Here is a 21,439-nt window from a genome sequence, read left to right as displayed (position 1 = left end):
TTAAAATTTAGGCTCTTTGTCAACTAATGTTGGTGAAGAAAATCCAAAGAATTAAATCAATTATTGTAAGGCCTAGAGGAAAATACCTCTAGGTTTTTCTATTTGGTTGAAAAAGAACGGTACCAAAACATAAAGCAATTCTCAATTTGAAATTATAAAAGTTACGAAAACCATACGCATTTCTCTTTAATACTTTGATATGGTTGTTCAAACATTCCAACGATCCATTGGAATAAGATAATTCGAGGTCGTTTTTAAGTTCATTTTGAACTTTACTAAAAGTTGAAAAAACCGTTTGCTAATAGTCAGGAAGCGTAGGATATTCTTTTTCTACTAACGTGTGAAATCGTGTATAATCTCTTGTTAGTACGGCATAAAAAATATCCTGATAACAGGTGTACCCAGCTTTTAATTCTTTATCATACGCAAGAAGTCGATCTACGAGTTCCGTTTCTGTTAAATAGGCACGAAAGGAAGGACGCCAACGTCGGTTTTCAACGATATCAATCAACTGTTTTGTTTGACCGATTTGAATTCATCAAAACAAAGGACTTCGGGCAAGGTCAGGCGATTGATTTTTTTCGGTTCATAAAATTGTTTCAAGACACGGTAAACAGACGAGACAGAAACGTTTTTTGACGCGCAATCTTACTCATAGACGTGACTTGTTTCTGCGACGAATATTCTTTCACATATTTTGCATTAAAAAAGATGCCGGTGATTTCTCACCAACATCAGAAAGTTTAGAGCCAAAGTAATAACCATGCATACAGAATACCGTTTAAAGCTCAAATCAACCCTAAAAAATAAGAAGTAAGTGTGAAGAATGATTAATAAAAGCAGATAGCCAAACAAGCAGAGGAAAAATGCTAAGATAGGTGAATCTTAATGATAACTTTAAAGTTATTACCTAAATGGCGATTAGCGGTTGTTATTTTTTTAGATCAATAAATAGCGCAAAATAACGTATTGATCAGTATAACGATTAACTCAATAAGATTTTAGTTCTATCTATTTTATTATAAAAATGATAGCTTATACAAAAAATATTGAATTTTAATATTGATAAATAATTTAATCAAGAGTATACTTACTTTAAGTAAGTGTGAAGCTGTGTGAAATGGAAAGTCAATCTAGGTGATTTACGAATCTATTTCAAAGTTTTCTAGTACTACAGCTAACTCGAATAACACATTTGACAAAAATATACAGACTGAGAATAGAGGGTACAAAGAATGAACATAAAAAATTATTTGAATCGTTTAACTATGGAAGATGATTTAACCTCAACTATTAAACGATTAACGACGCTTCAACGAAACCATGTTAAAAGAATCCCTTTTGAAAATATAGATATAATGAACAATCAAGAGATTGTTTTAGATGAAGAACAGTTTTATAAAAAAATAATTGAAAATAATAGAGGTGGTATTTGTTATGAACTTAATGGATTGTTTAATTTGTTACTGAACAAATTAACGATCGATAGTTACTTAATTGCAGCCACAATAACGAATTGTGAAATGGAAAAAACGCATGCATGTATTATTTCTACGATTGATACGAATAAATTTTTAGTAGATGTTGGCTTTGGAAATATTTATCAGGGACCTATTCCTTTAGATGGTAAAATGGTTGAAGATGTAAGTGGAAGCTACTACATCAAACATGTTGCGCATGACGAATATAGTGTAATTAGAATCAAAGAGAGTGAGGAAACTGTTCTTTACAATTTTTTTGATACTTCAGTATCGTTAAAATCGTTTTCTGAGGCACTATATTTTAATACCCATAGTCCAAAATCAGTATTTAATAAAAAAGAATTGATCACGATAGCGACTGATACAGGAAGAGTCACTCTGACAGATAAAAGCATACTAAAAATTTCTACAGGATCAGATCAAATTAAACAAAAGATAACTAACTATAAAAATACGTTAGAAAAGTATTTTTATATTACGACCATATAACTTGAAAACGTACGTTACAATGTACTCATTCCCATATCAAATAGAAGTGTTGAAGATACCCTAAATCAGATTAAGAGGTATCTTTTTTATACGCAATTATGGAATGAAACACAAGTAAAATATACATTCATGTTCATTCTCTTGTTTAAACAAAAAGAAGGTTGGGACAGAAGTGTTTATTTCCGAAGGAGTTGCTTCTGCTCCCACCGTTTATCCGGATTTATTAAGGCTAGGGTATAACTCGTAGAGTTATGTCCTAGCCTCCTCCTTGTGATTAAAAAAATACCATTATTAAAGTAAGCTAGATAGTGCTGCATAGTAGATAACGAAAAAAGAAGATAAAGTTCTAAAAAAAATTAATATAGTACATGAGAATGGTTTATTGAAAAGATAGCCATTCAAGAAAAAAACTAAAATCTACTTTGGTTAATTAAGGTTCTACAATTCCTTGATCATCAATTCGACCGGAAATTTCAACATCATGTTCCGCATAAAAAGACAAAGGCGTATCCGTAGTTGAAGGTGATTTTATAGCTTCCAGCACGTCTGATTTAAATTGGTCGATGCCCTCATCACTTGTTGTGTCATATAAAATAGTGGCGTGGCCTAAATCAAATGCTAAGGAATCAAGATGTTTATTTTGAATTTGAATCACGTTCTTCTTTAGTGCTTTGGCATAGCCCAATTCATAATAAATATTTGGGTCATGACTGGATAAATCAACAATGACTAGATCTGCTTTGTCTAAACCGTTGTGAATCTTTTGCTCTGTTGTTTGAAGATCGTCACTTAAATCAATCATGATCAGCTCAAATCCAAGTTGGTTTTTAGCAAAGACATCTCGGATATAGCCAGAAAGTAAATCAGTATGACCTTCAAAGTTACTGGCATCTTCATTGATAGGACTTGCGAAGAAACATATATTCGTTTTCATAAAAAAAACCTCTTTTCTTATCTTTAATTATATCAACGATGTAAGGACGAAACAAACAATAAGAATGAGTACCGCTGAAATTAGAAACAAGGGCATAAAAAATAGTTAATTTTGCTACCTAACCTAGATAACATATAGACAAATCCAATGCGATACGTTATAGTATGAAGCGAATGTTAAGAAGAAATGAGGAAGAAAACTAGTGGAAAAAGCATCCATTTATGGTTTAACCAAAGAAGAGTTGATCGCATGGTTCATCGAACATGACGAAAGAAAGTTCCGTGCCACACAAGTCTGGGAATGGCTTTATATCAAACGTGTCATGGCCTTTAGCGACATGACGAATTTATCAAAAGATGTCATTGAATTATTAGAAGAAAACTTCATTATCAATCCATTGCGTCAAGTGATCGTTCAAGAAGCGAAAGATGGCACAGTAAAATATCTTTTTGAGTTACCAGATAAAAATATGATCGAGACAGTTTTGATGCGTCAAGAATACGGCATGTCTGTTTGTGTAACAACGCAAGTGGGTTGTAATATTGGCTGTACGTTCTGTGCAAGTGGTTTACTTAAAAAGCAACGTGATTTAACAGCAGGAGAAATTGTTGCCCAGATAATGTTGGTCCAACATTATTTCGACGAGCGTGGACAAGGGGAACGTGTCAGTCATATTGTTGTGATGGGGATCGGTGAGCCTTTTGATAACTATGATAATTTAATGAATTTCCTACATACGATCAATGATCCAAAAGGGCTGGCGATTGGCGCTCGCCATATTACCGTTTCAACGAGTGGCTTAGTGCCGAAAATCAAGGAATTTGCGAATAACGGCCTACAAGTAAACTTAGCGATTTCTCTACATGCGCCAAATAATGACGTTCGGACCTCTATTATGCGCATTAATCGCAGTTTCCCAATTGAAAAGTTAATGGAGGCTGTTGATGAGTATTTAGAAAAAACGAATCGTCGGATCACATTTGAATATATTATGTTGAGCAATGTTAATGATCGCCCAGAGCATGCGCAACAATTGGCAGATTTGTTGAAGGATAAGAAAAAGTTGACGTTTGTTAATTTGATTCCATATAATCCAGTTAGTGAACATGATCAATACAGTCGGAGTGAAAAAGCGGATGTATTGAAATTCTATGATATCTTGAAGAAGAATGGTGTCAACTGTGTGATTAGAAAAGAATACGGAACAGATATTGATGCAGCTTGTGGACAATTGAGAAGTAAGCAAATCAAAAGAGAAAAGAAAAGTGTTTAATTTTTAATAAAAACTAAACCATTAAAAAAGTCCCTAATAAACCAATTTCGGTTTTATTAGGAATTTTTTTATTTTTCAGGTAAAATTGTAAATCCATAATCAATGATATGATCTTTTAAATAACGTAAATATTCGTTTCCCATAGGTGATAACGACATCTGTGCAGGATGAATCCAACCAATCTCCATTGTTTCATCAACTTCTAAAGGCAAGGCAACAATATTTTCATCATTCAATTCTCGACTCAATACGCCAGAACTTATCGTATAACCGTCAAGCCCGATCAAAAAATTGAATAACGTCGCCCGATCACTGACACGAATGCTTTTTTTATGATAGCGAGTACTCAAGATCTCCTCTGAAAAATGAAAAGAATTAAATTGTCCCTGTTCAAATGAAAGATATGGAAACTCTTCTAAATCTGTAAGCGTTACTGATTTTTTCCCAACTAAGGGATTTTTTTTACTCACAAAAACATGGGGATGTGCCATAAATAAGGGATGAAAAATCAATTGTTTCTCTTTTAATAATTTTCGAATAACTTTTTCATTAAAAGGATTAAGATACAAAATACCTAATTCACTTTGAAAAGTACTGACATCTTCAATAATATTGTTTGTTTGCGTTTCGCGAAAGGTAAATTCGTATTCATTTTTTTCGTATGATTTGATCAATTGGACAAATGCATGTACGGCAAAAGCATAGTGCTGTGCAGAAACAGAAAACAATCTTCGACGAGTCTCCGTTCCTTTATATTTCTCTTCCAGCAAATCGACTTGTTCCAAAATTTGTCTAGCATAGGATAAAAACTCAGTCCCTTCTGTTGTAAGGATCATCCCTTTTTGTGTTCGCTGAAAAATCTGAATATTCATTTCTTGCTCAAGTTCTTTGATGGCAGTTGACAGGCTCGGTTGAGTGATAAATAGCTGTTTGGCTGCTTCGTTGACTGAACCTAATTCAACAACTTTTACAATATAATCCAATTGTTTAATCCGCATAGTATCGTCCTCCCTAAATATAAAAACATAACTAGACAAAATTTAAAACAACTAAATTGGTCGCTTTAGATTTCAACTTGGATTACTTGTACACCTTGTTTTTCAATTTCTCGAATCACTTCAGGAGAGGCAAAAGTATCGGTGATCAAATAATTGATATCTTTAATATGCCCACTAGTAAAGTTAGACGAAAAACCAATTTTTCGATAATCTGCAACGACGATCACTAAACCATTTGTTCGCTCGATGATCAGCGAATTTATTTTAGATTCATGCAAAACAGGCGTCGTGATTCCATTCTCAACACTAAGCCCAGAGCAGCCGATAATTGAAATATTAGAAGACATTTTTGAAAAAGAATCAATTGCAATATCACCAACTAAAGCTTCTTTCGGAAAACGAATTTCCCCTCCGGATAAAATAACTGTTGAATTTGGATTGTGATCAAGATTGGCAACTTTGACATTATTTGTGACGATTGTAACGCGTTTATTTTCCAGATTTTTTAAAGAAGATAATGCTGTTGAACCTGTATTGATAAATAACGTATTGCCATCTTTAACGAATTCTGCAGCTTTTTTTGCGATTGCATTTTTCAAAATTTCAATTTCTTCATTGTAATCTTCTGTGCCAATTTTCGAAACAATTTGAGCTTTTCCGTGGGCACGTTGTACCAACCCCATCTTTTCTAATGCAATCAGATCACGTCGAACAGTAATCTCTGAAACAGCCAATTCCCGACTGATCTCTTTCACCAGTAAACTTACTTCTGCAGTTAATAGTTCAAGTAGTTTATCTCGACGATTTTTGATTGTCTTATGCGAACTTTTCATCTAAATTCCTCCCTTCTAACTCATTTGAGTAAATACAAGTGTATTTACCAGCGCTTTTGCCTCTTTTAACAAACGATAACCTCTTGATGGTTCATTCAGTTTAAGTAAACATTGACCTTTTAAATACAAAAGATAGGCTAATTCTCGATTATTTAGTCTATTTTTATCGATCAAGTCTAATTCACTTAAACATTTTTTATGTCTATTTTGATGGAAATATCTCATTCCCGCAATTTCATTCCATGAAAACAATCCACGCATTTGCTTCTTCTTAACGTTTTTTAACTTAAATAAATGTTCTAGACAATGATTTAGATTTTCTTCTTCGTTTAAAAAAGAAAAGCAGTACATTTGCGTATGATAATAAATGAAGAGGTAATCAAATGTGGAATGAAAAAAAGATTTGTTTTTATCTAGATGATCTAAACAATTCTGATAATTTCCTTCGTCTAGCAAAAGTAAGCTGTCAAAAATAATAATAGACTGTTTGAAGCCATTAAACAAATCTTTTTTCTTTAGAGCGTCTTTTAGAACAATCGCTTTTTTTAAATCACATTCAACAGTCAAAGCGTAAATCATTTTTTCATAGATGTTTTTTAGATACTCAAAAAGGACAACGATCCCTAATACGATCCCACCTATAAAACCAAAAATAAGTTTTGCCCCGAATGCATGAGTAGTTGCGACCAGATAAAAGATATAAGCCGCAAACAACGAATATACGACCCATAACAATCCTTTTTTTCCAAAATAAATACTTTTCCAAACTACATTTTTCATCTTCTTCACCTCATCGAAACTATATCATAAAAAATATAATATGAACATAAAAAAAGATGTTATAATCATTAATTTTCTTAATTCAGATTTAAATGTTCTTAAAAAGGTATAAATGATCATAAAAATGGATTGAAAACGGTTTAAAATATTGTAGAATAAAAAGTGTAAACGAGAATGAGATATGGAGGGATTATATGGCAACAATTCATGATGTAACAAAAGAAAGTTGGATTTTAAGTACTTTTCCTGAATGGGGAACCTATTTGAATGAAGAGATCGAACAAGAAGAAGTCAAATCAGGTACTGTTTCAATGTGGTGGTTAGGCTGTACAGGAATTTGGTTAAAATCACATGAAGGAACGAATATTTTATGTGATTTATGGTGCGGAACTGGAAAAAGAGCTCACGGTAATGGAAAAATGAAAAAAGGCCATCAAATGATGCGTATGAGTGGTTGTGAAAATATGCAGCCAAATCTTAGAACACAGCCTTTTGTGATTGATCCATTTGCAGTCAAAGACGTTGATGCTTTAGTCGTGACACATATTCATTCCGATCATTTAGATATTAATACGGCGGCAGCAGTTCACCAAAATTGCCCAAATGCGCGTTTTATCGGCCCAAAAGAAGTCGTTGCTACTTGGTTGAAATGGGGAATACCTAGAGACAAAACAACAATCGTAAAACCTGGTGATCAGGTATCCATCAAAGATGTAAATATTGTAGCTTTAGAAGCGTTTGATAGAACGGCATTAGTAACTTGTGAAGATCCAGAAGTAACTTTAAAAGGAAAATTACCTCAAGATATGGACGAAATTGCTGTTAATTATTTATTTGAAACGAGTGGCGGCGCTATCTATCACGCAGGCGATTCACACTATTCTAATATGTTTGCCAAGCATGGCAATGAACACAAGATTGATGTTTGTTTAGGCGCTTACGGAGAAAATCCAAGAGGGATCACAGATAAAGTCACATCGGTCGATATGTTACGTATGGCGGAATCTTTGAATGCAAAGGTTGTTATTCCAGTTCATTATGATATTTGGGCAAATTTTATGGCTGATCCAAAAGAAATCACAGAAATTTGGAAATTTAAAAAAGACCGTTTGGACTATCAATTTAAGCCCTTTATATGGCAAGTCGGCGGGAAATTTACGTATCCAAATGATAAAGATAAGCTTGAATTCAACTTTTATCGTGGGTTTGACGATGTCTTTACGAGAGAAAATGATACACCATTTCCATCATTTCTATAAGAAGGGAGAAAGTAAATGCTAAAGTATTTTTATGATAATGATCTGATTCGTTTTTGTGATAAAACACCAGATAATTGGGAAGATGCAGTGATTTTTAGCTGTCAAACGCTATTGGAAAAAAGCATCATTACGCAACAATATGTAGACGAGATCGTAGCATGTGTTCAAAAATATGGCCCTTATATTGTAATCGTCCCAGGCGTTGCGATGCCTCATTCATCAGAAGATAGTCAAGGCGTTTTAGGAACAGCTATTTCATTTACAAAAATGAATCAAGATGTTGTTTTTGAAGCAGGAAATTCAGAAAAAAATGCACGTTTATTTTTCACATTAGCGGCTAAGAATAATGAAGAGCATGTGGAAAATATTTCTAAATTATCAGAAATGTTGATGACCGATGGCTTAATTGATGCCTTGATGACAATCGAAACGATGGAAGAGTATCAAAAAGTAATGACAACTTTTGACAGATAGAAAGAAGGGGAGTAAATGACACAAGTATTGAATTTTCTGATGGGGATATGGGATTATTTTGCTGCAAATATTTTAACTCAACCAGCGTTTTTAATCGGATTTATTGTTTTATTGGGCTATGTTTTATTAAAAAAACCATTATATGAAAGTATTGCTGGTTTTTTAAAAGCAACGGTCGGTTACTTGATTTTGACTGTTGGTTCAGGCGGCTTAGTCAATAACTTTAGACCGATTCTAGTTGGCTTAAAAGAACGCTTTAATTTAGATGCGATGGTCATTGATCCTTATTTTGGTCAAAATGCTGTAACTGCAGGAATCGAAGAAACTTTCGGACGAACATTTAGTGATACCATGATTTTATTATTGATTGCGTTTGTCATGAATATTTTATTGGTGCGTTTCAAAAAATATACAAAATTACGAGCGGTTTTTACAACGGGAAATGTTCAAATTCAACAGGCGGCAACAGCGTTTTGGATTTTGTTATTTTGTTTTCCTGATTTAGGGCAAATTCAAATATTATTGATTATGGGTCTTATTCTAGGTTGCTATTGGGCAGTTGGATCGAATCTAACGGTCGATATTACACAAGATTTAACTGAAGGGGCAGGTTTTGCAATTGCTCATCAGCAGATGTTTGGGGTTTATATCTTCGCTCGATTAGCAGAGAAAATGAAAAAAGATAAAAATAATCGCAAACTGGAAGATGTTCAATTACCTGGTTTCTTGTCGATTTTCAATGAGAACATGGTTGCAACGTCAATCTTGATGCTCTTTTTCTTTGGCATTATTTTAGTTGTATTGGGACCTGCGTATTTAATTGAGGCAGGATTCATGGTGGAAGGACAAAGTTTCTTTTTCTATATTTTGCAAACAGCACTATATTTTGCCGTTTATCTCGCTATTTTGCAATTAGGTGTACGAACCTTTGTTTCTGAGTTGACAGAGTCGTTCCAAGGAATATCTAATACGTTGTTGCCCGGTGCCGTTCCTGGGATCGATGTTGCAGCAACATTTGGTTTTGGTTCACCCAACGCCGTGACAATTGGCTTCTTATTTGGTGCTTTAGGGCAATTTATAACGATTGGATTATTGATTTTGTTTAAATCACCTGTGATCGTTATTGCAGGATTTATTCCGTTGTTCTTTGATAATGCAGTAATTGCTGTATATGCAAATAATCGTGGAGGATTTAAAGCGGCTTGTATATTCCCTTTTATTTCAGGTGTGATCCAAGTTGTAGGATCTGCTTTAATAGCAGCTTTCATCGGATTATCACAATACGGTGGTTATATCGGTATGTTTGATTGGGCAACCGTTTGGCCTGTGATGACTATCCTAATGAAATATTTAGGCTATTTCGGGGTTGCTTTAGTCGTAGTTTTATTGCTGGCAATTCCGCAATTACAATATCGAGCAAATCCAGAAGGATATTTCTTGATTGTTGATGATTATGATGAATACGTAAAAAAGATGGCGACAAAGAGTGCGTAACAATTAATACCTAGCTTCAAGAATTAATTTTTCGGGAAAAAGATAAAACATAAAAGAGACAAAGAGCGTCTCAAATATGTTTTCCTATTTTCCAGTCAAGGCTGAACGAACTCGTTTAGCTTTTACGATTATCTAGCTTCACGAGCTAGCCTTTCGGGAAAAAGATAAAACATAAAAGAGACAAAGAGCGTCTCAAATATGTTTTCCTATTTTCCAGTCAAGGCTGGACGAGCTCGTTTAGCTTTGACCATTATCTAGCTACGTAGGCTAGTCTCTAGGAAAAAAGATGAACTATGTATATGACAAAAAAAGTCACAATCGTATGTCCTTATTTTTCTACAAGCCTAAATTAGCTTACTACGCTTTCAAATTTAGGAGGAAATTAAAATGAGAGTATTAGTATCGTGTGCAAATGGATCAGGAACAAGTTTAATGATGAAAAAAAGTGTGGAAAAAGCACTGAAAGAACTGGGCTTTAACATTACCAATATTCACCATTGTGCAATTTCAGAAGGAAAAAGTACGGCAGGACAATATGATGTTGTATTTTGTCCAATGAATTTTCTAAATATGTTTGATGATGCTAAGAAAAAAGGCATCACAGTTGTTGGGGTAAAAAATGTTATGTCTGCTAAAGAAATCAGTGAGCGCGTGCAAGAGACAGAGCTAGCGGCCAAATTCAAATAGTCAATGTAAGGTAAATAACAGGTCAATGAGGCTAGGACATAACTCTACGAGCTATGTCCTGGCTATAAGGAATCCAAATAGATGGTGGAAGCAAAAGTAACGTCTTCACAGTTTAACGCTTCTGTCCCAACCTTATCAATCGAAATCATTACAAACCAACCAAGGAGAGAGAGAAATGAGTAGACCAAATTTACAGGTAGCTTTAGATCATTCAGATTTGCCTAGTGCAATCAAGGATGTGGTTCAAGTTGGAGAAATTGTAGATATTGTAGAAGTAGGAACGATTCTTTGTTTGCAAGCAGGAGCGGAAGCGGTTCGCTGTATTCGTGCATTATATCCAGATAAAAAAGTAGTTGCAGATACAAAATGTGCTGATGCTGGCGGAACGGTTGCAAAAAATTGCCGTGATGCTGGAGCGGATTGGATGACGGTCATTTGTTGTGCAACGATTCCTACTATGGAAGCAGCAGCGAAAGAAGTCGAAGAAGTTCAAGTTGAATTATATGGAGATTGGACATATGGGCAAGCTGAAAAATGGTTAGATGCTGGAATTTCTCAAGCAATTTATCACCAAAGTCGAGATGCACTTTTGGCAGGTGAAACATGGGGTGAAAAAGATCTAGAGAAAGTAAAAAAATTGATAGAAATGGGTTTTAGAGTGTCAGTAACTGGCGGATTGGATGTTGAAACGTTAAAACTATTCAAGGATCTTAATGTATATACGTTTATTACAGGTCGAGGTATCACAGCTTCTGCCGATCCTAAGAAAGCTGCACAAGATTTTCAAAATGAAATAAAACGGATTTGGGGGTGAAGTTGATGACTTCAATAGGCATCTATGAAAAGGCGCTTCCTAAAAATATGAGCTGGAAAGAGCGACTTTTGCTCGCAAAAAAATTGGGATTTGATTTTATTGAAATGTCGATCGACGAAACGGATGAGCGTCTTAAAAGATTAGATTGGACAAACGAAGAGCGTAAGGCAGTGAGAGAATCCATTCATGAAACGAATGTAAAGATATTATCGATTTGTTTAAGTGGACATCGACGCTTTCCTTTTGGCTCTAAAGAGCCCAAGACAAGAACAGCTGCGTTGATTTTAATGGAAAAAGCTATAAATTTAGCCTCTGACTTAGGTATACGTACCATTCAATTAGCTGGTTATGATGTTTATTATGAAGTTAAAACGTTGACATCAAGAGAATATTTTATTGAAAATTTGAAAAAAGCTGTTGCAATAGCAGCCTCAAAAGAGGTTGTTTTATCAATAGAAATCATGGACGATCCATTTATGAATTCTATTTCTAAGTTTTTAAAAGTAAAAGAACAGATTCGTTCACCATATCTACAAGTATATCCTGATTTAGGTAATCTATCTGCGTGGCCAGAAAATGATGTTGGCTATGAATTAGAACGTGGGATCGACCAGATTTCCGCTGTTCATTTGAAAGATACTCTGGCTGTAACGGAGCAGTTTGCTGGAAAATTTAAAGAAGTTCCATTTGGTACAGGCTGTGTCGATTTTTTAGGTTGTCTCAAAACATTGAAACGATTGCATTATAATGGTCCCTTTCTAATTGAGATGTGGAGTGAAACTAGTGACACGCCTGAAAAGGAAATCGAACAGGCAAAAGAGTTTCTATTTCCATATTTAAAGGAGGTTGGATATCTTGATAAATAAAGACCTGATTCAAGAAATGAAAGACCGAGTTTTTGCTGCAAACTTGGCTTTACCTGATGCGGGATTAGTCAAGCTTACTTGGGGAAATGTTAGTGAAATCAATCGTGAAGCTGGTTTGATTGTAATTAAACCTAGCGGAGTTCCTTATGATCAGATGAAGATTTGTGATATGGTGGTAACTGATTTAGATGGAAAAATACTAGAAGACGGATTGAAACCATCTTCTGATTTGGCAACTCACGTTGAATTATATAAAGCGTTTAACGAAATTAATTCAGTAGTACATACACATTCAAAAAATGCAGTGATGTGGGCGCAAGCAGGTCGAGGAATACCTGCATACGGCACTACTCATGCGGATACGTTTTACGGTGTTGTTCCTTGTACTCGTCAATTAACATCTGAGGAAGTTGCATCAGCTTATGAACTTGGAACAGGGAAGGTGATCGTAGAAACATTTAAAGAAAAAATAATTGATCCCTTAGCTGTTCCTGGAGTATTGGTGTATGGCCATGGTCCATTTACATGGGGGGAAACGTCCAAAAAAGCTGTAGAAAACAGTATTGTTTTAGATGAGATCGCTGAGATGGCTTCTATGACGGAAGCCGTAAATCATGAAGTTCTCCCCATTCCTCAGTATCTCCTAGATAAGCATTATTTTAGAAAACATGGTGCAAATGCGTATTATGGACAAAAAGAAAAGTAAAATACGTTCGTTTAGATTGAGGTTGGGACAAAAGTGTTTAACTCCAAGAAATAAGAGGGGATTTACGAAAATTACTCTTCAAATTGTTGTAAATTTCAATTTATTTTCGAATGATCCGCTTAAAATCTCGTCGTTTATTCGGATTAATTAAGGCTAGGGTATAACTCGTAAAGTTATACCCTAGCTTTTTTTGCTTTTTTATTTGTGAAGTGCTTGAATTTAAATTCAGAATAGCTATACTAGAAAAATAACTTAAAAAAGAGAGAGGGAATGCATATGGGGGAGAAACAGTTAAAACGTGAAATTTCTTTATTTGGTGCTTTTTCAACAGTTATGGGTACAGTTATTGGTGCGGGCGTTTTTTTTAAAACTGCAAGTGTGGTAAGTTTTGCCAAATCGCCCAGTTTAACGATCTTTGCTTGGATATTAGGTGGTATTTTAACTTTATGCGCTGGTTTGACGAGTGCTGAGTTAGCTACAGCTATTCCAAAAACAGGAGGAGCTGTCAAATATATTGAATATACTTATGGAAAATTACCAGGTTTTTTACTTGGTTGGGCTCAAAGCGTGATTTATTTTCCAGCTAATATTGCGGCTTTATCAATTATTTTCGGTACACAATTTATTCACTTATTTCATTTATCTAATGGATTTCTTTTGCCGATAGCAATCGGAACGGGGTTAAGTGTAACGCTAATCAATTTATTAGGAACCAAAACAGCTTCGAATTTGCAATCATTCACATTAATTATTAAAATGATCCCAATTGCTTTAATTGTGTTGGTAGGATTATTTATGCCAGCAAATGTTGAAGTATCGCTATTTCCTATAAAGGCTGGTGAAGATGCTGGTTTTATCCAAGCACTTAGCGGTTCTTTACTTGCAACGATGTTTGCGTATGATGGTTGGCTGGGTGTTGGGGCTGTAGCAGGTGAAATGAAACAGCCCGAAAAAGATTTACCCAAAGCCATTTTTTTAGGATTGACATTTATTACAATTGTTTACGTTTTAATTAATTTTGTTTTCTTAAAAGCATTACCGATTGAACAACTTTCTGGAAATTTAAATGCTGCTTCAGATGTTTCAAATAGAATTTTTGGTTCTATTGGCGGTAAGTTAGTCACTATTGGAATTCTGATTTCAGTATATGGTGCGTTGAATGGTTACACGATGACAGGAATTCGTGTGCCTTATGCATTAGCATTGGAAGAAATGATTCCTTTTAGTCAACAATTTCAAAAACTGTCAAAACGTTATGTTGTCCCTTATATTGCAGGAATTTTTCAATTTAGTGTTGCAGCAATCATGATGTTTTTGGGAAGCTTTGATTTATTGACAGATATGTTGATTTTCGTTATGTGGCTTTTTAATTTATTGATTTTTTCTGCAGTATTGATTCTAAGAAAAAAAGAACCAGCGTTGAATCGTCCTTATAAAGTTCCTTTTTATCCTATAGTTCCAATCATTGCAATTGTTGGTGGTTTGTTTATTTTGATTACTACGTTGTTTACACAGACAATTTTAGCTAGTGTTGGGATTGGCATAACCTTGATTGGTATCCCTGTCTATCTGATAAATCAAAAAGTAGAAGCATCAAAAATCAAATGATTAGCATTTATTGTCAAAAATTTATCACTTTACACTAAGTTATTGAGAATATCTTCCCGATTTATTTGGTATAATTAGATTGATCTAAGTCTTTGTCGTTAGATAAAGCAGTGCTCTTGCTTAACCCTTTTAAGCAAGAGTTCCTTTTTCTCAAAAATTTTAATAAAATTGATAATTTCTGAAAGTTATTCTGGTCAATTTTTTAGTATAATAGATATATCAAAACGATAAACTATTTTGGGGAAGATAGTGCATCAGAACTCTTGATAAAGCTGTAAGTGTTGATTTTTGACACTTATAGCTTTATTTTGTTTTAAATAAGGATAAGAGAAGTAATATATAAATATTTTTTAGTCAGTAAAGAGGTTGAGACAGAAGCGTTTAACGCCAACCGTTTATCTGGATTCATTAAGTCTAGGATATAACTTGCAGAGTTATATCCTAGATTCTTTTTTTTCACCGACTTTGTATTTAACTGCGTATATTATTTTAAGGAGGGAAAAAGATGGATATAAAAGAACTTTCTCTGAGATTAATCGAATGGGGGATAAAGGAATGTTTACAGGATATATATGTACTACCTAATAAGAATAGGGTACAGATATTTGCGAGAAAAGGAAAACAGCGAATTATTTTTGAAGAATTGAATGAAAATGAGGGGGAAAAATTAATTTTTCATTTTAAATTTATCGGTAGTATGGATGTCGGTGAAAGAAGAAAGTCACAGGTTGGAGCTGCAACTTATCCAACCAATCAGCAGGACATTCGGTTACGTTTATCAACAGTTGGTGATTTTAGGCAAAGAGAGAGTTTAGTTATTCGCTTTTTGCATATTTTTGGAAACAGCCAAGAGAACTATTTTTTGCCACAACAATTAACAAGTGTTAGAAGCCACGTCAAACGCCGTGGGTTACATTTGTTTTGTGGTCCTGTTGGATCAGGGAAAACTACGTTGATGTATAAGTTAGCAAAAGAGACAGATCAATTTCAACAAGTGATCACAATAGAAGATCCTGTTGAGATCGAAGAGGAATCATTTTTGCAACTGCAAACAAATACTAAAATCGATTTGACTTATGATGTGCTAATTAAAGCCTGCTTACGACATAGGCCGGATATTCTGATTATCGGAGAAATTCGTGATAGTCTTACTGCGCAAGCTGCAATCAGAGCAGCACTTACAGGGCATACAGTATTTGCTACGATTCACGCGAGAAGTGTTGGCGGAGTATATGAACGGCTAGCTGAATTGGGTGTAGAGCAAAGAGAAATCGTTGAATGTTTAGCAGGGATTATTTATCAAAGATTATTACCCTTTAAGACTGCTAATCAAGAACAGATTAGTGGATTACTTATGGACTATGATTTTTCAAGAAAAAGGACTTCTAAGTGGTCAAAAGAATTAAGGAAGGTTTGGGCGTATGGATTTATCAATGATCAAACATTTGAGGATGAAAAAAAGGAATAAATTATCCAATCAACAACAACAATTGTTCATTCAATTACTTGCAGATTTATTAAGTAATGGTTTTACGATTCATGAAAGCTTGCTATTCATGAAGAAATCTCATTCGATTTCAAATTATACAATCGACTATTTGATTGAATTTATGGAACGTGGGGATTCGTTACACAGTGGTTTGGTGCATATTGGATTTAAGACGACAATTGTTACCCAAATTGAATTTGCTCAAACACATGGAGATATAGCAGGAACACTGAACAAAATCAAACAACATATGATAATTGTTGAGAAACATCAACAAAATTTCTATAAGGTTATCAGTTATCCTGTATTACTGCTCCTTTTTTTAACCGTTGTTTTGATCAGTATTCGTCAAGTATTGCTTCCTCAATTAATGTCAAATGGAACGGTTCAAGGAGAGAATATAGGCATCCAATTTATTAAGCAAAGTCCATACTACATACTGACCTGTTTGTTGAGTGTAATCATTATGCTTCTTTTTATACGTTGGTATTTGAGTAAAAAAGCTTACTTACAAAGAGCTGTATTTATATCTAAGCTACCATTGATAGGAAAACTTTACAGAGTATACATTTCAGCTTTCTTTGCACTTGAGTGGGGTAAGTTATTTTCTCAAGGGCTAGAAATTAAAATGATCATTCAATTGATGCAAGAGACAGATCAGCAATCTTTAATGAGTGAATTAGCTGCAAAAATCGAAGAGCAATCAATGTTAGGGGATACGTTTTATGAACAATTACCCAAATTCACTTTCTTTTCACCTGAGTTATCTTTGATTATTCAACAGGGGCAAGTTAAAGGGAATTTAGGAAAAGAGTTGATTTTGTATAGCGAACTTTGTTGGCAGCATTTCTTTAAGCGAATGGAAAAAATGATTCAATGGATTCAGCCAATTATATTTTTAGTTGTCGCATTATTAGTAGTTAGTATTTATGCAGCGATGCTGTTGCCGATTTATGGTGGAATGGAGGAATTTTTATGAAAGAGATAAAAAAACAAATAAATTATAAAGGATTTACCTTATTAGAAATGCTCGTCGTTTTATTGATCATTTCAGTGTTGATCTTATTGTTTGTGCCAAATCTTTCTAAGCATAAAGAAGGTGTAGATAAAAAAGGCAATGAGGCCATTGTCAAAATAGTAGAAACACAGATCGATCTTTACACTATGGAAAAAAATCAAACACCTACCCTGGAGCAACTGCTAAAAGAAGAGTATATTACACAAGAACAATATAACAAGTATCAGTCGAGTAAGTAATAATTATGAATATGAAAGGTTTTACTTTAATAGAGATCCTTGTCGTATTTCTGGTTTGTACCCTTTTTATGCTACTTCCAACGCTTGCTATAAATAAATGGAGACAGGTAGTAGAAGTGGATCAGTTTTTATCGTCTTTTGAAAAGAAAATGGTTTTTACTCAGCAAATGGCTGTTGTAAATGCAGTTGATACACAGATCATATTTTTGGAGAAAAACCAACACATCAACTTTTTGATTCCCAAAAATGAACAAATAGTAGAAGACGAAATACTAGAGATTCCAGCATCTTTAGAAATAAGTGGATCTGATAAACTTACATTTAAAAAAGGTTCTGGAAATATTAGCAAACTATCAAAGTTTTCTTTTTTATGGAAAGATAAAAAACAATTGATCGAATTCCAATTTCAACTAGGGAGTGGTCGCTATATTAAAAAAATCAAGCAATCCTAGAGGGTATATTTTACTCGAAAGTCTGATTGCGTTAGGTCTACTATGTTTAGTAACGGGAAGTTATATCGTATTAAATACACATTTATTAAAAAAAAATAAACAAGCAACCAATCAATTACAGCTTCATAGAATTTTATATGAAGAAATGAAACGTTATGAAAATCATGGTGGTCCGCAGATTCAAGAGGTACAGATAGAAAATAATAGCTATCAACTTCATTTTTATAAATCTGAAAATAAGTTAGCTGAGGTGGAGATTATCGGTGGAGATGAGAAGGTCACAATTAAAAAAGAGTAAGAGACAAAATCGATTCTTAGGCTTCACCTTGCTCGAATGTTTGCTTGCGCTATTACTATTATCGATTATCTGCATGCTTTTTTCAGCTTCGATTAAAAATGCGGCGATCGTGACAAATCATTTGAATAATGTAGGGGAAAAAGAATGGCAAATATTTTTGATCCAATTAGAAAATGAGCTGAAAAATTGTCATTACGAGAGAACGCAACCAAATAAAATCATTCTTAGAAATAAAAAAAATAATAAGCCAGTTTGGATTGAGCACAAATTAGACAAACTCGTAAAAGTAGACAATGGCGGTTATCAGCCACTTTTAATTGGAGTTAAACAAGCAGCTTTTATGGAGCAAGATAAAACGATCATAATAAAAGTAGCCTTCGAAAATAACTTGAATGTTGTGGCAAAATGGATCATTACACAGGAGCACGAACATGACTAAAAGATATAAAGGGGGCGTTTTATTTACTGCTTTACTGTTTGTCTTTTTATTTAGTTTCATTTTTACACTAGTTTTGGAAGATTTTCAGTTGACACAACGATTTACAAAAAAGACCAAGGAGTATTATATCGCCAAAACGATGGTAAGTATGTTTATTTCTGATGTTCGACAGGAAAAACAATCGCTTGCAAAACAAGGATATCAAAATTTTTCGACAGGTACGTTAAAGTATCGTTATGATCAAGTAACACTTAGTATTGTCGTTGAATTAAACCAAATGACCTATACATTTCAAGAAGCATATCAACAAGATAAAGAAGGGGGAAAATAAAATAGATGAAGTCATTGAATTAAAGGTCAAAAAAAACTGTGAAATGTGTATCAAACTAATAATAGAAAAACTGATACAGAGAGGAATTTTAAAATGAAAATTCATTATTCTCATTTTATTATTTTTCTGAAATAAGGGTCGTTCATTGATTTGTAAATATTATATAGGAAATTGATTGATTATTGTCTGGTTTTTCGTTAAAATAGAACAGATATGAAAATTGTTATATTATAGAAGGAAATTGAGGTGTTTCTTTTGTTCCCTGAGAAAATAGAAAAGGCTTTCGGATTAATGGAACAGGCCATCGGATTGCTTAAACAATCTTTAGATACTTCTTTCTTAGATGCTTATATTGAAAATGGTGAGAATATCATCGATACTTATCAAGTACGGGTACAAGATGGTGTTCCAAATGAACAAACTGTTCAAAAACTTAAAGCTATTTATGAACAACTGCAAGCAATCGAATTGGAACCAGAAGAGATCAGGCGTTTGTCTCAGTTGATTTTACTTAAAGGGAATAAAGTCGAGTCTTTACAAGCAAATCATCAACTAACGCCAGATAGTATCGGTTTCTTGTTTGTTTATTTGATCGAGCAACTGTATAGCCCGAAGCAATCACTAAAGATATTAGATATTACAAATGGTATGGGAAATCTTCTTTTGACGATCATTCTAAATTTAAACATAGCGAAATATACAGTTCAAGGGTTTGGTGTAGATATCGATGATACCTTACTTTCTGTTTCAGCAACTAATAATGAGTGGACGAAGGCTACGATCCAGTTATTCCATCAAGATGGGTTACAGGACTTACTCGTTGATCCTGTCGATGTAGCAGTTAGTGATTTACCGATTGGTTATTATCCAAATGATGAAAAGGCAATAGATTTTGATTCAGCAGCAGAAGAAGGTCATAGTTATGCCCATCACTTATTGATGGAACAAGCAATGAAGTTTGTTAAACCTGATGGATTTGGATTGTTTTTGATACCTACTAATATTTTAGAGACCGAACAAAGTTCGTTTTTCAAAAATTGGTTGCAAAAGAATGTCTATCTACAAGGAATGATCCAATTACCAGACGAGCTTTTCAAATCAGTTCAATCAAGTAAAAGTATTTTGTTTGTGCAAAATAAAGGTGATCATAGCAAACAAGTAAAAGAAGTACTTGTTGCAAAATTAGGTTCATTGAAAGATCCTGAAAAAGTAACACAATTTTTTCAACAATTTGAGGCTTGGAAGTCTTCAAATTTAAAATAAAACAACTGATAAAGAGGAGAATATTATGTCTAAAACAATTGCAATCAATGCTGGAAGTTCAAGTTTAAAATGGCAGTTATATCAAATGCCAAATGAAGAAGTTATCGCTAAAGGAATCGTTGAACGAATTGGCTTAAATGATTCGATTTTTACAATCAAATTTGGCAATGACGAGAAATATGAAGAAATCATCGATATTGATAACCATGATGTTGCGGTTAAAATGTTATTAGACAAATTAACTGAATTGAACATCTTAGCATCTTTTGATGAAATTACAGGTGTTGGTCATCGTGTTGTTGCAGGTGGAGAAGACTTTAAAGATTCTGTTGTAATTGACGATGAAGTTTTAGCAAAAATCGAAAAATTAGCTGAACTTGCACCATTGCACAATCCAGCTAATGCAATGGGAATCAAAGCATTCAAAAAAATCTTACCAGGTATTATCAGTGTTGCTGTATTTGATACGTCTTTCCATACAACAATGCCAAAACACAATTTCTTATACAGTATTCCAACAGAGTATTATGAAAAATTTGCTGCCCGTAAATATGGTGCACACGGAACAAGCCATAAATTTGTTGCAGAACGTGCAGCTGAAATGTTGGGTCGTCCAATTGAAGAATTAAAAATCATTACTTGTCATTTGGGAAATGGCGCTTCAATCACAGCAGTTGATGGTGGTAAATCTGTTGATACATCAATGGGATTCACACCACTTGCAGGTGTAACAATGGGAACTCGTTCTGGAGATATTGATCCTTCTTTACTCGCTTATCTAATGGAAAAACTTGAATTGACTGATATCAAAGACATGATTGATATTTTAAATAAAAAATCAGGGTTACTTGGTTTGACTGGCATTTCTAGTGACATGCGTGATTTAGAAGCAAACATGGATAAAGAAGCTGTTCAAGTAGCGTACGATATCTTTACAGATCGTATCCGTAAATACATTGGTAGTTACGTAACTGTTTTAAACGGTGTAGATGCAATTGTCTTTACTGCTGGAATCGGCGAAAATGATTCACACGTTCGTAGCGAAGTAATCAAAGGTATGACTTGGTTTGGTTGTGAGCTAGATGATGAGAAAAATAATGTTCGTGGAAAAGAGTCAGTAATTTCTACAGAAGACTCTAAGGTTAAAGTATTGTTGATTCCGACAGATGAAGAATTAATGATTGCACGCGATGTTGAACGTTTAAGAAAATAAT

The 21,439-nt window shown here is 34.0% G+C and carries 23 protein-coding genes and 1 pseudogene; 19 read left to right on the top strand and 5 right to left on the bottom strand.

Translation table 11 applies throughout. The features are described 5' to 3' along the window. Nucleotides 1-88 precede the first annotated feature (88 nt). Nucleotides 89-671 (bottom strand): annotated as a pseudogene (locus tag AC4BC4_RS11535) (transposase); the annotation flags it as partial. Between the two features lie 564 nt (nucleotides 672-1,235). Between AC4BC4_RS11535 and AC4BC4_RS11530 the strand changes: the two are divergent. After that, nucleotides 1,236-1,970 carry an arylamine N-acetyltransferase family protein gene (locus AC4BC4_RS11530; RefSeq protein WP_438756933.1) on the top strand — a complete coding sequence of 245 codons (735 nt, stop codon included), beginning with the start codon at nucleotides 1,236-1,238 and terminating at the stop codon, nucleotides 1,968-1,970. A gap of 430 nt (nucleotides 1,971-2,400) precedes the next feature. Here AC4BC4_RS11530 and AC4BC4_RS11525 read toward each other — a convergent pair whose 3' ends face one another. Then, a complete protein-coding gene (locus AC4BC4_RS11525; RefSeq protein WP_490475788.1) occupies nucleotides 2,401-2,904 on the bottom strand; it encodes a hypothetical protein in 504 nt (167 codons plus the stop codon). A 202-nt stretch (nucleotides 2,905-3,106) separates the two neighbouring features. Here AC4BC4_RS11525 and rlmN point away from each other — a divergent pair, with 202 nt between their 5' ends. Next, nucleotides 3,107-4,177, top strand: coding sequence for a dual-specificity RNA methyltransferase RlmN (gene rlmN / locus AC4BC4_RS11520; RefSeq protein ID WP_438756931.1), 1,071 nt, complete (start codon nucleotides 3,107-3,109; stop codon nucleotides 4,175-4,177). A gap of 68 nt (nucleotides 4,178-4,245) precedes the next feature. Here the strand turns inward: rlmN and AC4BC4_RS11515 are convergent, their stop codons facing one another. The 3 genes from AC4BC4_RS11515 to AC4BC4_RS11505 form a co-directional block, all read right to left on the bottom strand. Continuing rightward, nucleotides 4,246-5,175 (bottom strand): LysR family transcriptional regulator, encoded by a 930-nt coding sequence (locus AC4BC4_RS11515; protein WP_438756930.1) that lies wholly within the window; start codon nucleotides 5,173-5,175, stop codon nucleotides 4,246-4,248. A gap of 65 nt (nucleotides 5,176-5,240) precedes the next feature. Continuing rightward, nucleotides 5,241-6,008 carry a DeoR/GlpR family DNA-binding transcription regulator gene (locus tag AC4BC4_RS11510; protein WP_438756929.1) on the bottom strand — a complete coding sequence of 256 codons (768 nt, stop codon included), beginning with the start codon at nucleotides 6,006-6,008 and terminating at the stop codon, nucleotides 5,241-5,243. A 15-nt stretch (nucleotides 6,009-6,023) separates the two neighbouring features. After that, entirely contained in the window at nucleotides 6,024-6,788 is a 765-nt protein-coding gene (locus AC4BC4_RS11505; RefSeq protein WP_490475787.1) for a hypothetical protein, read from the bottom strand. Nucleotides 6,789-6,982: 194 nt separating this feature from the next. On the opposite strand from AC4BC4_RS11505, the gene ulaG reads away from it, so the two are divergent. The 17 genes from ulaG to AC4BC4_RS11420 all read left to right on the top strand — a co-directional run bounded on the left by ulaG (nucleotide 6,983) and on the right by AC4BC4_RS11420 (nucleotide 21,438). Next, entirely contained in the window at nucleotides 6,983-8,047 is a 1,065-nt protein-coding gene (gene ulaG, locus AC4BC4_RS11500; protein ID WP_490475786.1) for an L-ascorbate 6-phosphate lactonase, read from the top strand. Nucleotides 8,048-8,062: 15 nt separating this feature from the next. After that, complete coding sequence (locus AC4BC4_RS11495; RefSeq protein WP_490475785.1) at nucleotides 8,063-8,521, top strand: PTS sugar transporter subunit IIA; 459 nt, start codon at nucleotides 8,063-8,065, stop codon at nucleotides 8,519-8,521. 15 nt (nucleotides 8,522-8,536) lie between these two features. Continuing rightward, a complete protein-coding gene (ulaA, locus tag AC4BC4_RS11490; protein WP_490475784.1) occupies nucleotides 8,537-10,015 on the top strand; it encodes a PTS ascorbate transporter subunit IIC in 1,479 nt (492 codons plus the stop codon). 387 nt (nucleotides 10,016-10,402) lie between these two features. Further along, nucleotides 10,403-10,702 carry a PTS sugar transporter subunit IIB gene (locus tag AC4BC4_RS11485; RefSeq protein WP_010764215.1) on the top strand — a complete coding sequence of 100 codons (300 nt, stop codon included), beginning with the start codon at nucleotides 10,403-10,405 and terminating at the stop codon, nucleotides 10,700-10,702. A gap of 175 nt (nucleotides 10,703-10,877) precedes the next feature. Beyond that, nucleotides 10,878-11,516 (top strand): 3-keto-L-gulonate-6-phosphate decarboxylase UlaD, encoded by a 639-nt coding sequence (locus AC4BC4_RS11480; protein WP_490475783.1) that lies wholly within the window; start codon nucleotides 10,878-10,880, stop codon nucleotides 11,514-11,516. Between the two features lie 5 nt (nucleotides 11,517-11,521). After that, nucleotides 11,522-12,382 carry an L-ribulose-5-phosphate 3-epimerase gene (locus tag AC4BC4_RS11475; RefSeq protein WP_490475782.1) on the top strand — a complete coding sequence of 287 codons (861 nt, stop codon included), beginning with the start codon at nucleotides 11,522-11,524 and terminating at the stop codon, nucleotides 12,380-12,382. A gap of 16 nt (nucleotides 12,383-12,398) precedes the next feature. Then, nucleotides 12,399-13,088 carry an L-ribulose-5-phosphate 4-epimerase gene (locus tag AC4BC4_RS11470; RefSeq protein ID WP_490477375.1) on the top strand — a complete coding sequence of 230 codons (690 nt, stop codon included), beginning with the start codon at nucleotides 12,399-12,401 and terminating at the stop codon, nucleotides 13,086-13,088. Nucleotides 13,089-13,364: 276 nt separating this feature from the next. Further along, nucleotides 13,365-14,696, top strand: coding sequence for an APC family permease (locus AC4BC4_RS11465; RefSeq protein ID WP_490475781.1), 1,332 nt, complete (start codon nucleotides 13,365-13,367; stop codon nucleotides 14,694-14,696). Between the two features lie 505 nt (nucleotides 14,697-15,201). After that, nucleotides 15,202-16,164, top strand: coding sequence for a competence type IV pilus ATPase ComGA (comGA, locus tag AC4BC4_RS11460; RefSeq protein WP_490475780.1), 963 nt, complete (start codon nucleotides 15,202-15,204; stop codon nucleotides 16,162-16,164). Further along, entirely contained in the window at nucleotides 16,118-17,164 is a 1,047-nt protein-coding gene (gene comGB, locus AC4BC4_RS11455; protein WP_438756920.1) for a competence type IV pilus assembly protein ComGB, read from the top strand. Before comGA ends, comGB begins: the two co-directional genes overlap by 47 nt. Before the next feature lie 5 nt (nucleotides 17,165-17,169). Continuing rightward, complete coding sequence (gene comGC / locus AC4BC4_RS11450; RefSeq protein ID WP_438758821.1) at nucleotides 17,170-17,442, top strand: competence type IV pilus major pilin ComGC; 273 nt, start codon at nucleotides 17,170-17,172, stop codon at nucleotides 17,440-17,442. 5 nt (nucleotides 17,443-17,447) lie between these two features. After that, a complete protein-coding gene (gene comGD / locus AC4BC4_RS11445; protein WP_438756919.1) occupies nucleotides 17,448-17,894 on the top strand; it encodes a competence type IV pilus minor pilin ComGD in 447 nt (148 codons plus the stop codon). Beyond that, nucleotides 17,860-18,192 (top strand): competence type IV pilus minor pilin ComGE, encoded by a 333-nt coding sequence (gene comGE / locus AC4BC4_RS11440; protein WP_490475779.1) that lies wholly within the window; start codon nucleotides 17,860-17,862, stop codon nucleotides 18,190-18,192. The genes comGD and comGE overlap by 35 nt, the downstream gene beginning before the upstream one ends. Next, entirely contained in the window at nucleotides 18,164-18,631 is a 468-nt protein-coding gene (gene comGF, locus AC4BC4_RS11435; RefSeq protein WP_490477374.1) for a competence type IV pilus minor pilin ComGF, read from the top strand. Before comGE ends, comGF begins: the two co-directional genes overlap by 29 nt. Then, nucleotides 18,624-18,962, top strand: coding sequence for a competence type IV pilus minor pilin ComGG (gene comGG, locus AC4BC4_RS11430; RefSeq protein WP_438756917.1), 339 nt, complete (start codon nucleotides 18,624-18,626; stop codon nucleotides 18,960-18,962). The genes comGF and comGG overlap by 8 nt, the downstream gene beginning before the upstream one ends. 255 nt (nucleotides 18,963-19,217) lie before the next feature. Then, complete coding sequence (locus AC4BC4_RS11425; protein ID WP_490477373.1) at nucleotides 19,218-20,225, top strand: class I SAM-dependent methyltransferase; 1,008 nt, start codon at nucleotides 19,218-19,220, stop codon at nucleotides 20,223-20,225. 25 nt (nucleotides 20,226-20,250) lie between these two features. Beyond that, nucleotides 20,251-21,438: an acetate kinase gene (locus tag AC4BC4_RS11420; protein ID WP_438756916.1), complete on the top strand. Its 1,188-nt coding sequence runs from the start codon at nucleotides 20,251-20,253 to the stop codon at nucleotides 21,436-21,438. Nucleotide 21,439: the final 1 nt, after the last annotated feature.

Source organism: Enterococcus sp. AMC1086 (genome assembly GCF_058216575.1).
Note: the sequence above shows the minus strand (reverse complement) of the source record. Positions and strands in the feature narration are given on the sequence as shown.

What these genes read in the sequence shown, in the direction of transcription:
- ulaG (WP_490475786.1), top strand. Translation starts at nt 6,983, where the DNA reads ATGGCAACAATTCATGATGTAACAAAAGAAAGTTGGATTTTAAGTACT.
- ulaA (WP_490475784.1), top strand. Translation starts at nt 8,537, where the DNA reads ATGACACAAGTATTGAATTTTCTGATGGGGATATGGGATTATTTTGCT.
- AC4BC4_RS11495 (WP_490475785.1), top strand. Translation starts at nt 8,063, where the DNA reads ATGCTAAAGTATTTTTATGATAATGATCTGATTCGTTTTTGTGATAAA.
- AC4BC4_RS11485 (WP_010764215.1), top strand. Translation starts at nt 10,403, where the DNA reads ATGAGAGTATTAGTATCGTGTGCAAATGGATCAGGAACAAGTTTAATG.
- AC4BC4_RS11420 (WP_438756916.1), top strand. Translation starts at nt 20,251, where the DNA reads ATGTCTAAAACAATTGCAATCAATGCTGGAAGTTCAAGTTTAAAATGG.
- AC4BC4_RS11505 (WP_490475787.1), bottom strand. Translation starts at nt 6,788, where the DNA reads ATGAAAAATGTAGTTTGGAAAAGTATTTATTTTGGAAAAAAAGGATTG.
- AC4BC4_RS11525 (WP_490475788.1), bottom strand. Translation starts at nt 2,904, where the DNA reads ATGAAAACGAATATATGTTTCTTCGCAAGTCCTATCAATGAAGATGCC.
- comGG (WP_438756917.1), top strand. Translation starts at nt 18,624, where the DNA reads ATGACTAAAAGATATAAAGGGGGCGTTTTATTTACTGCTTTACTGTTT.
- AC4BC4_RS11510 (WP_438756929.1), bottom strand. Translation starts at nt 6,008, where the DNA reads ATGAAAAGTTCGCATAAGACAATCAAAAATCGTCGAGATAAACTACTT.
- AC4BC4_RS11475 (WP_490475782.1), top strand. Translation starts at nt 11,522, where the DNA reads ATGACTTCAATAGGCATCTATGAAAAGGCGCTTCCTAAAAATATGAGC.
- AC4BC4_RS11515 (WP_438756930.1), bottom strand. Translation starts at nt 5,175, where the DNA reads ATGCGGATTAAACAATTGGATTATATTGTAAAAGTTGTTGAATTAGGT.
- comGA (WP_490475780.1), top strand. Translation starts at nt 15,202, where the DNA reads ATGGATATAAAAGAACTTTCTCTGAGATTAATCGAATGGGGGATAAAG.
- AC4BC4_RS11465 (WP_490475781.1), top strand. Translation starts at nt 13,365, where the DNA reads ATGGGGGAGAAACAGTTAAAACGTGAAATTTCTTTATTTGGTGCTTTT.
- comGD (WP_438756919.1), top strand. Translation starts at nt 17,448, where the DNA reads ATGAATATGAAAGGTTTTACTTTAATAGAGATCCTTGTCGTATTTCTG.
- AC4BC4_RS11480 (WP_490475783.1), top strand. Translation starts at nt 10,878, where the DNA reads ATGAGTAGACCAAATTTACAGGTAGCTTTAGATCATTCAGATTTGCCT.
- AC4BC4_RS11530 (WP_438756933.1), top strand. Translation starts at nt 1,236, where the DNA reads ATGAACATAAAAAATTATTTGAATCGTTTAACTATGGAAGATGATTTA.
- comGB (WP_438756920.1), top strand. Translation starts at nt 16,118, where the DNA reads ATGGATTTATCAATGATCAAACATTTGAGGATGAAAAAAAGGAATAAA.
- comGF (WP_490477374.1), top strand. Translation starts at nt 18,164, where the DNA reads ATGAGAAGGTCACAATTAAAAAAGAGTAAGAGACAAAATCGATTCTTA.
- AC4BC4_RS11470 (WP_490477375.1), top strand. Translation starts at nt 12,399, where the DNA reads ATGAAAGACCGAGTTTTTGCTGCAAACTTGGCTTTACCTGATGCGGGA.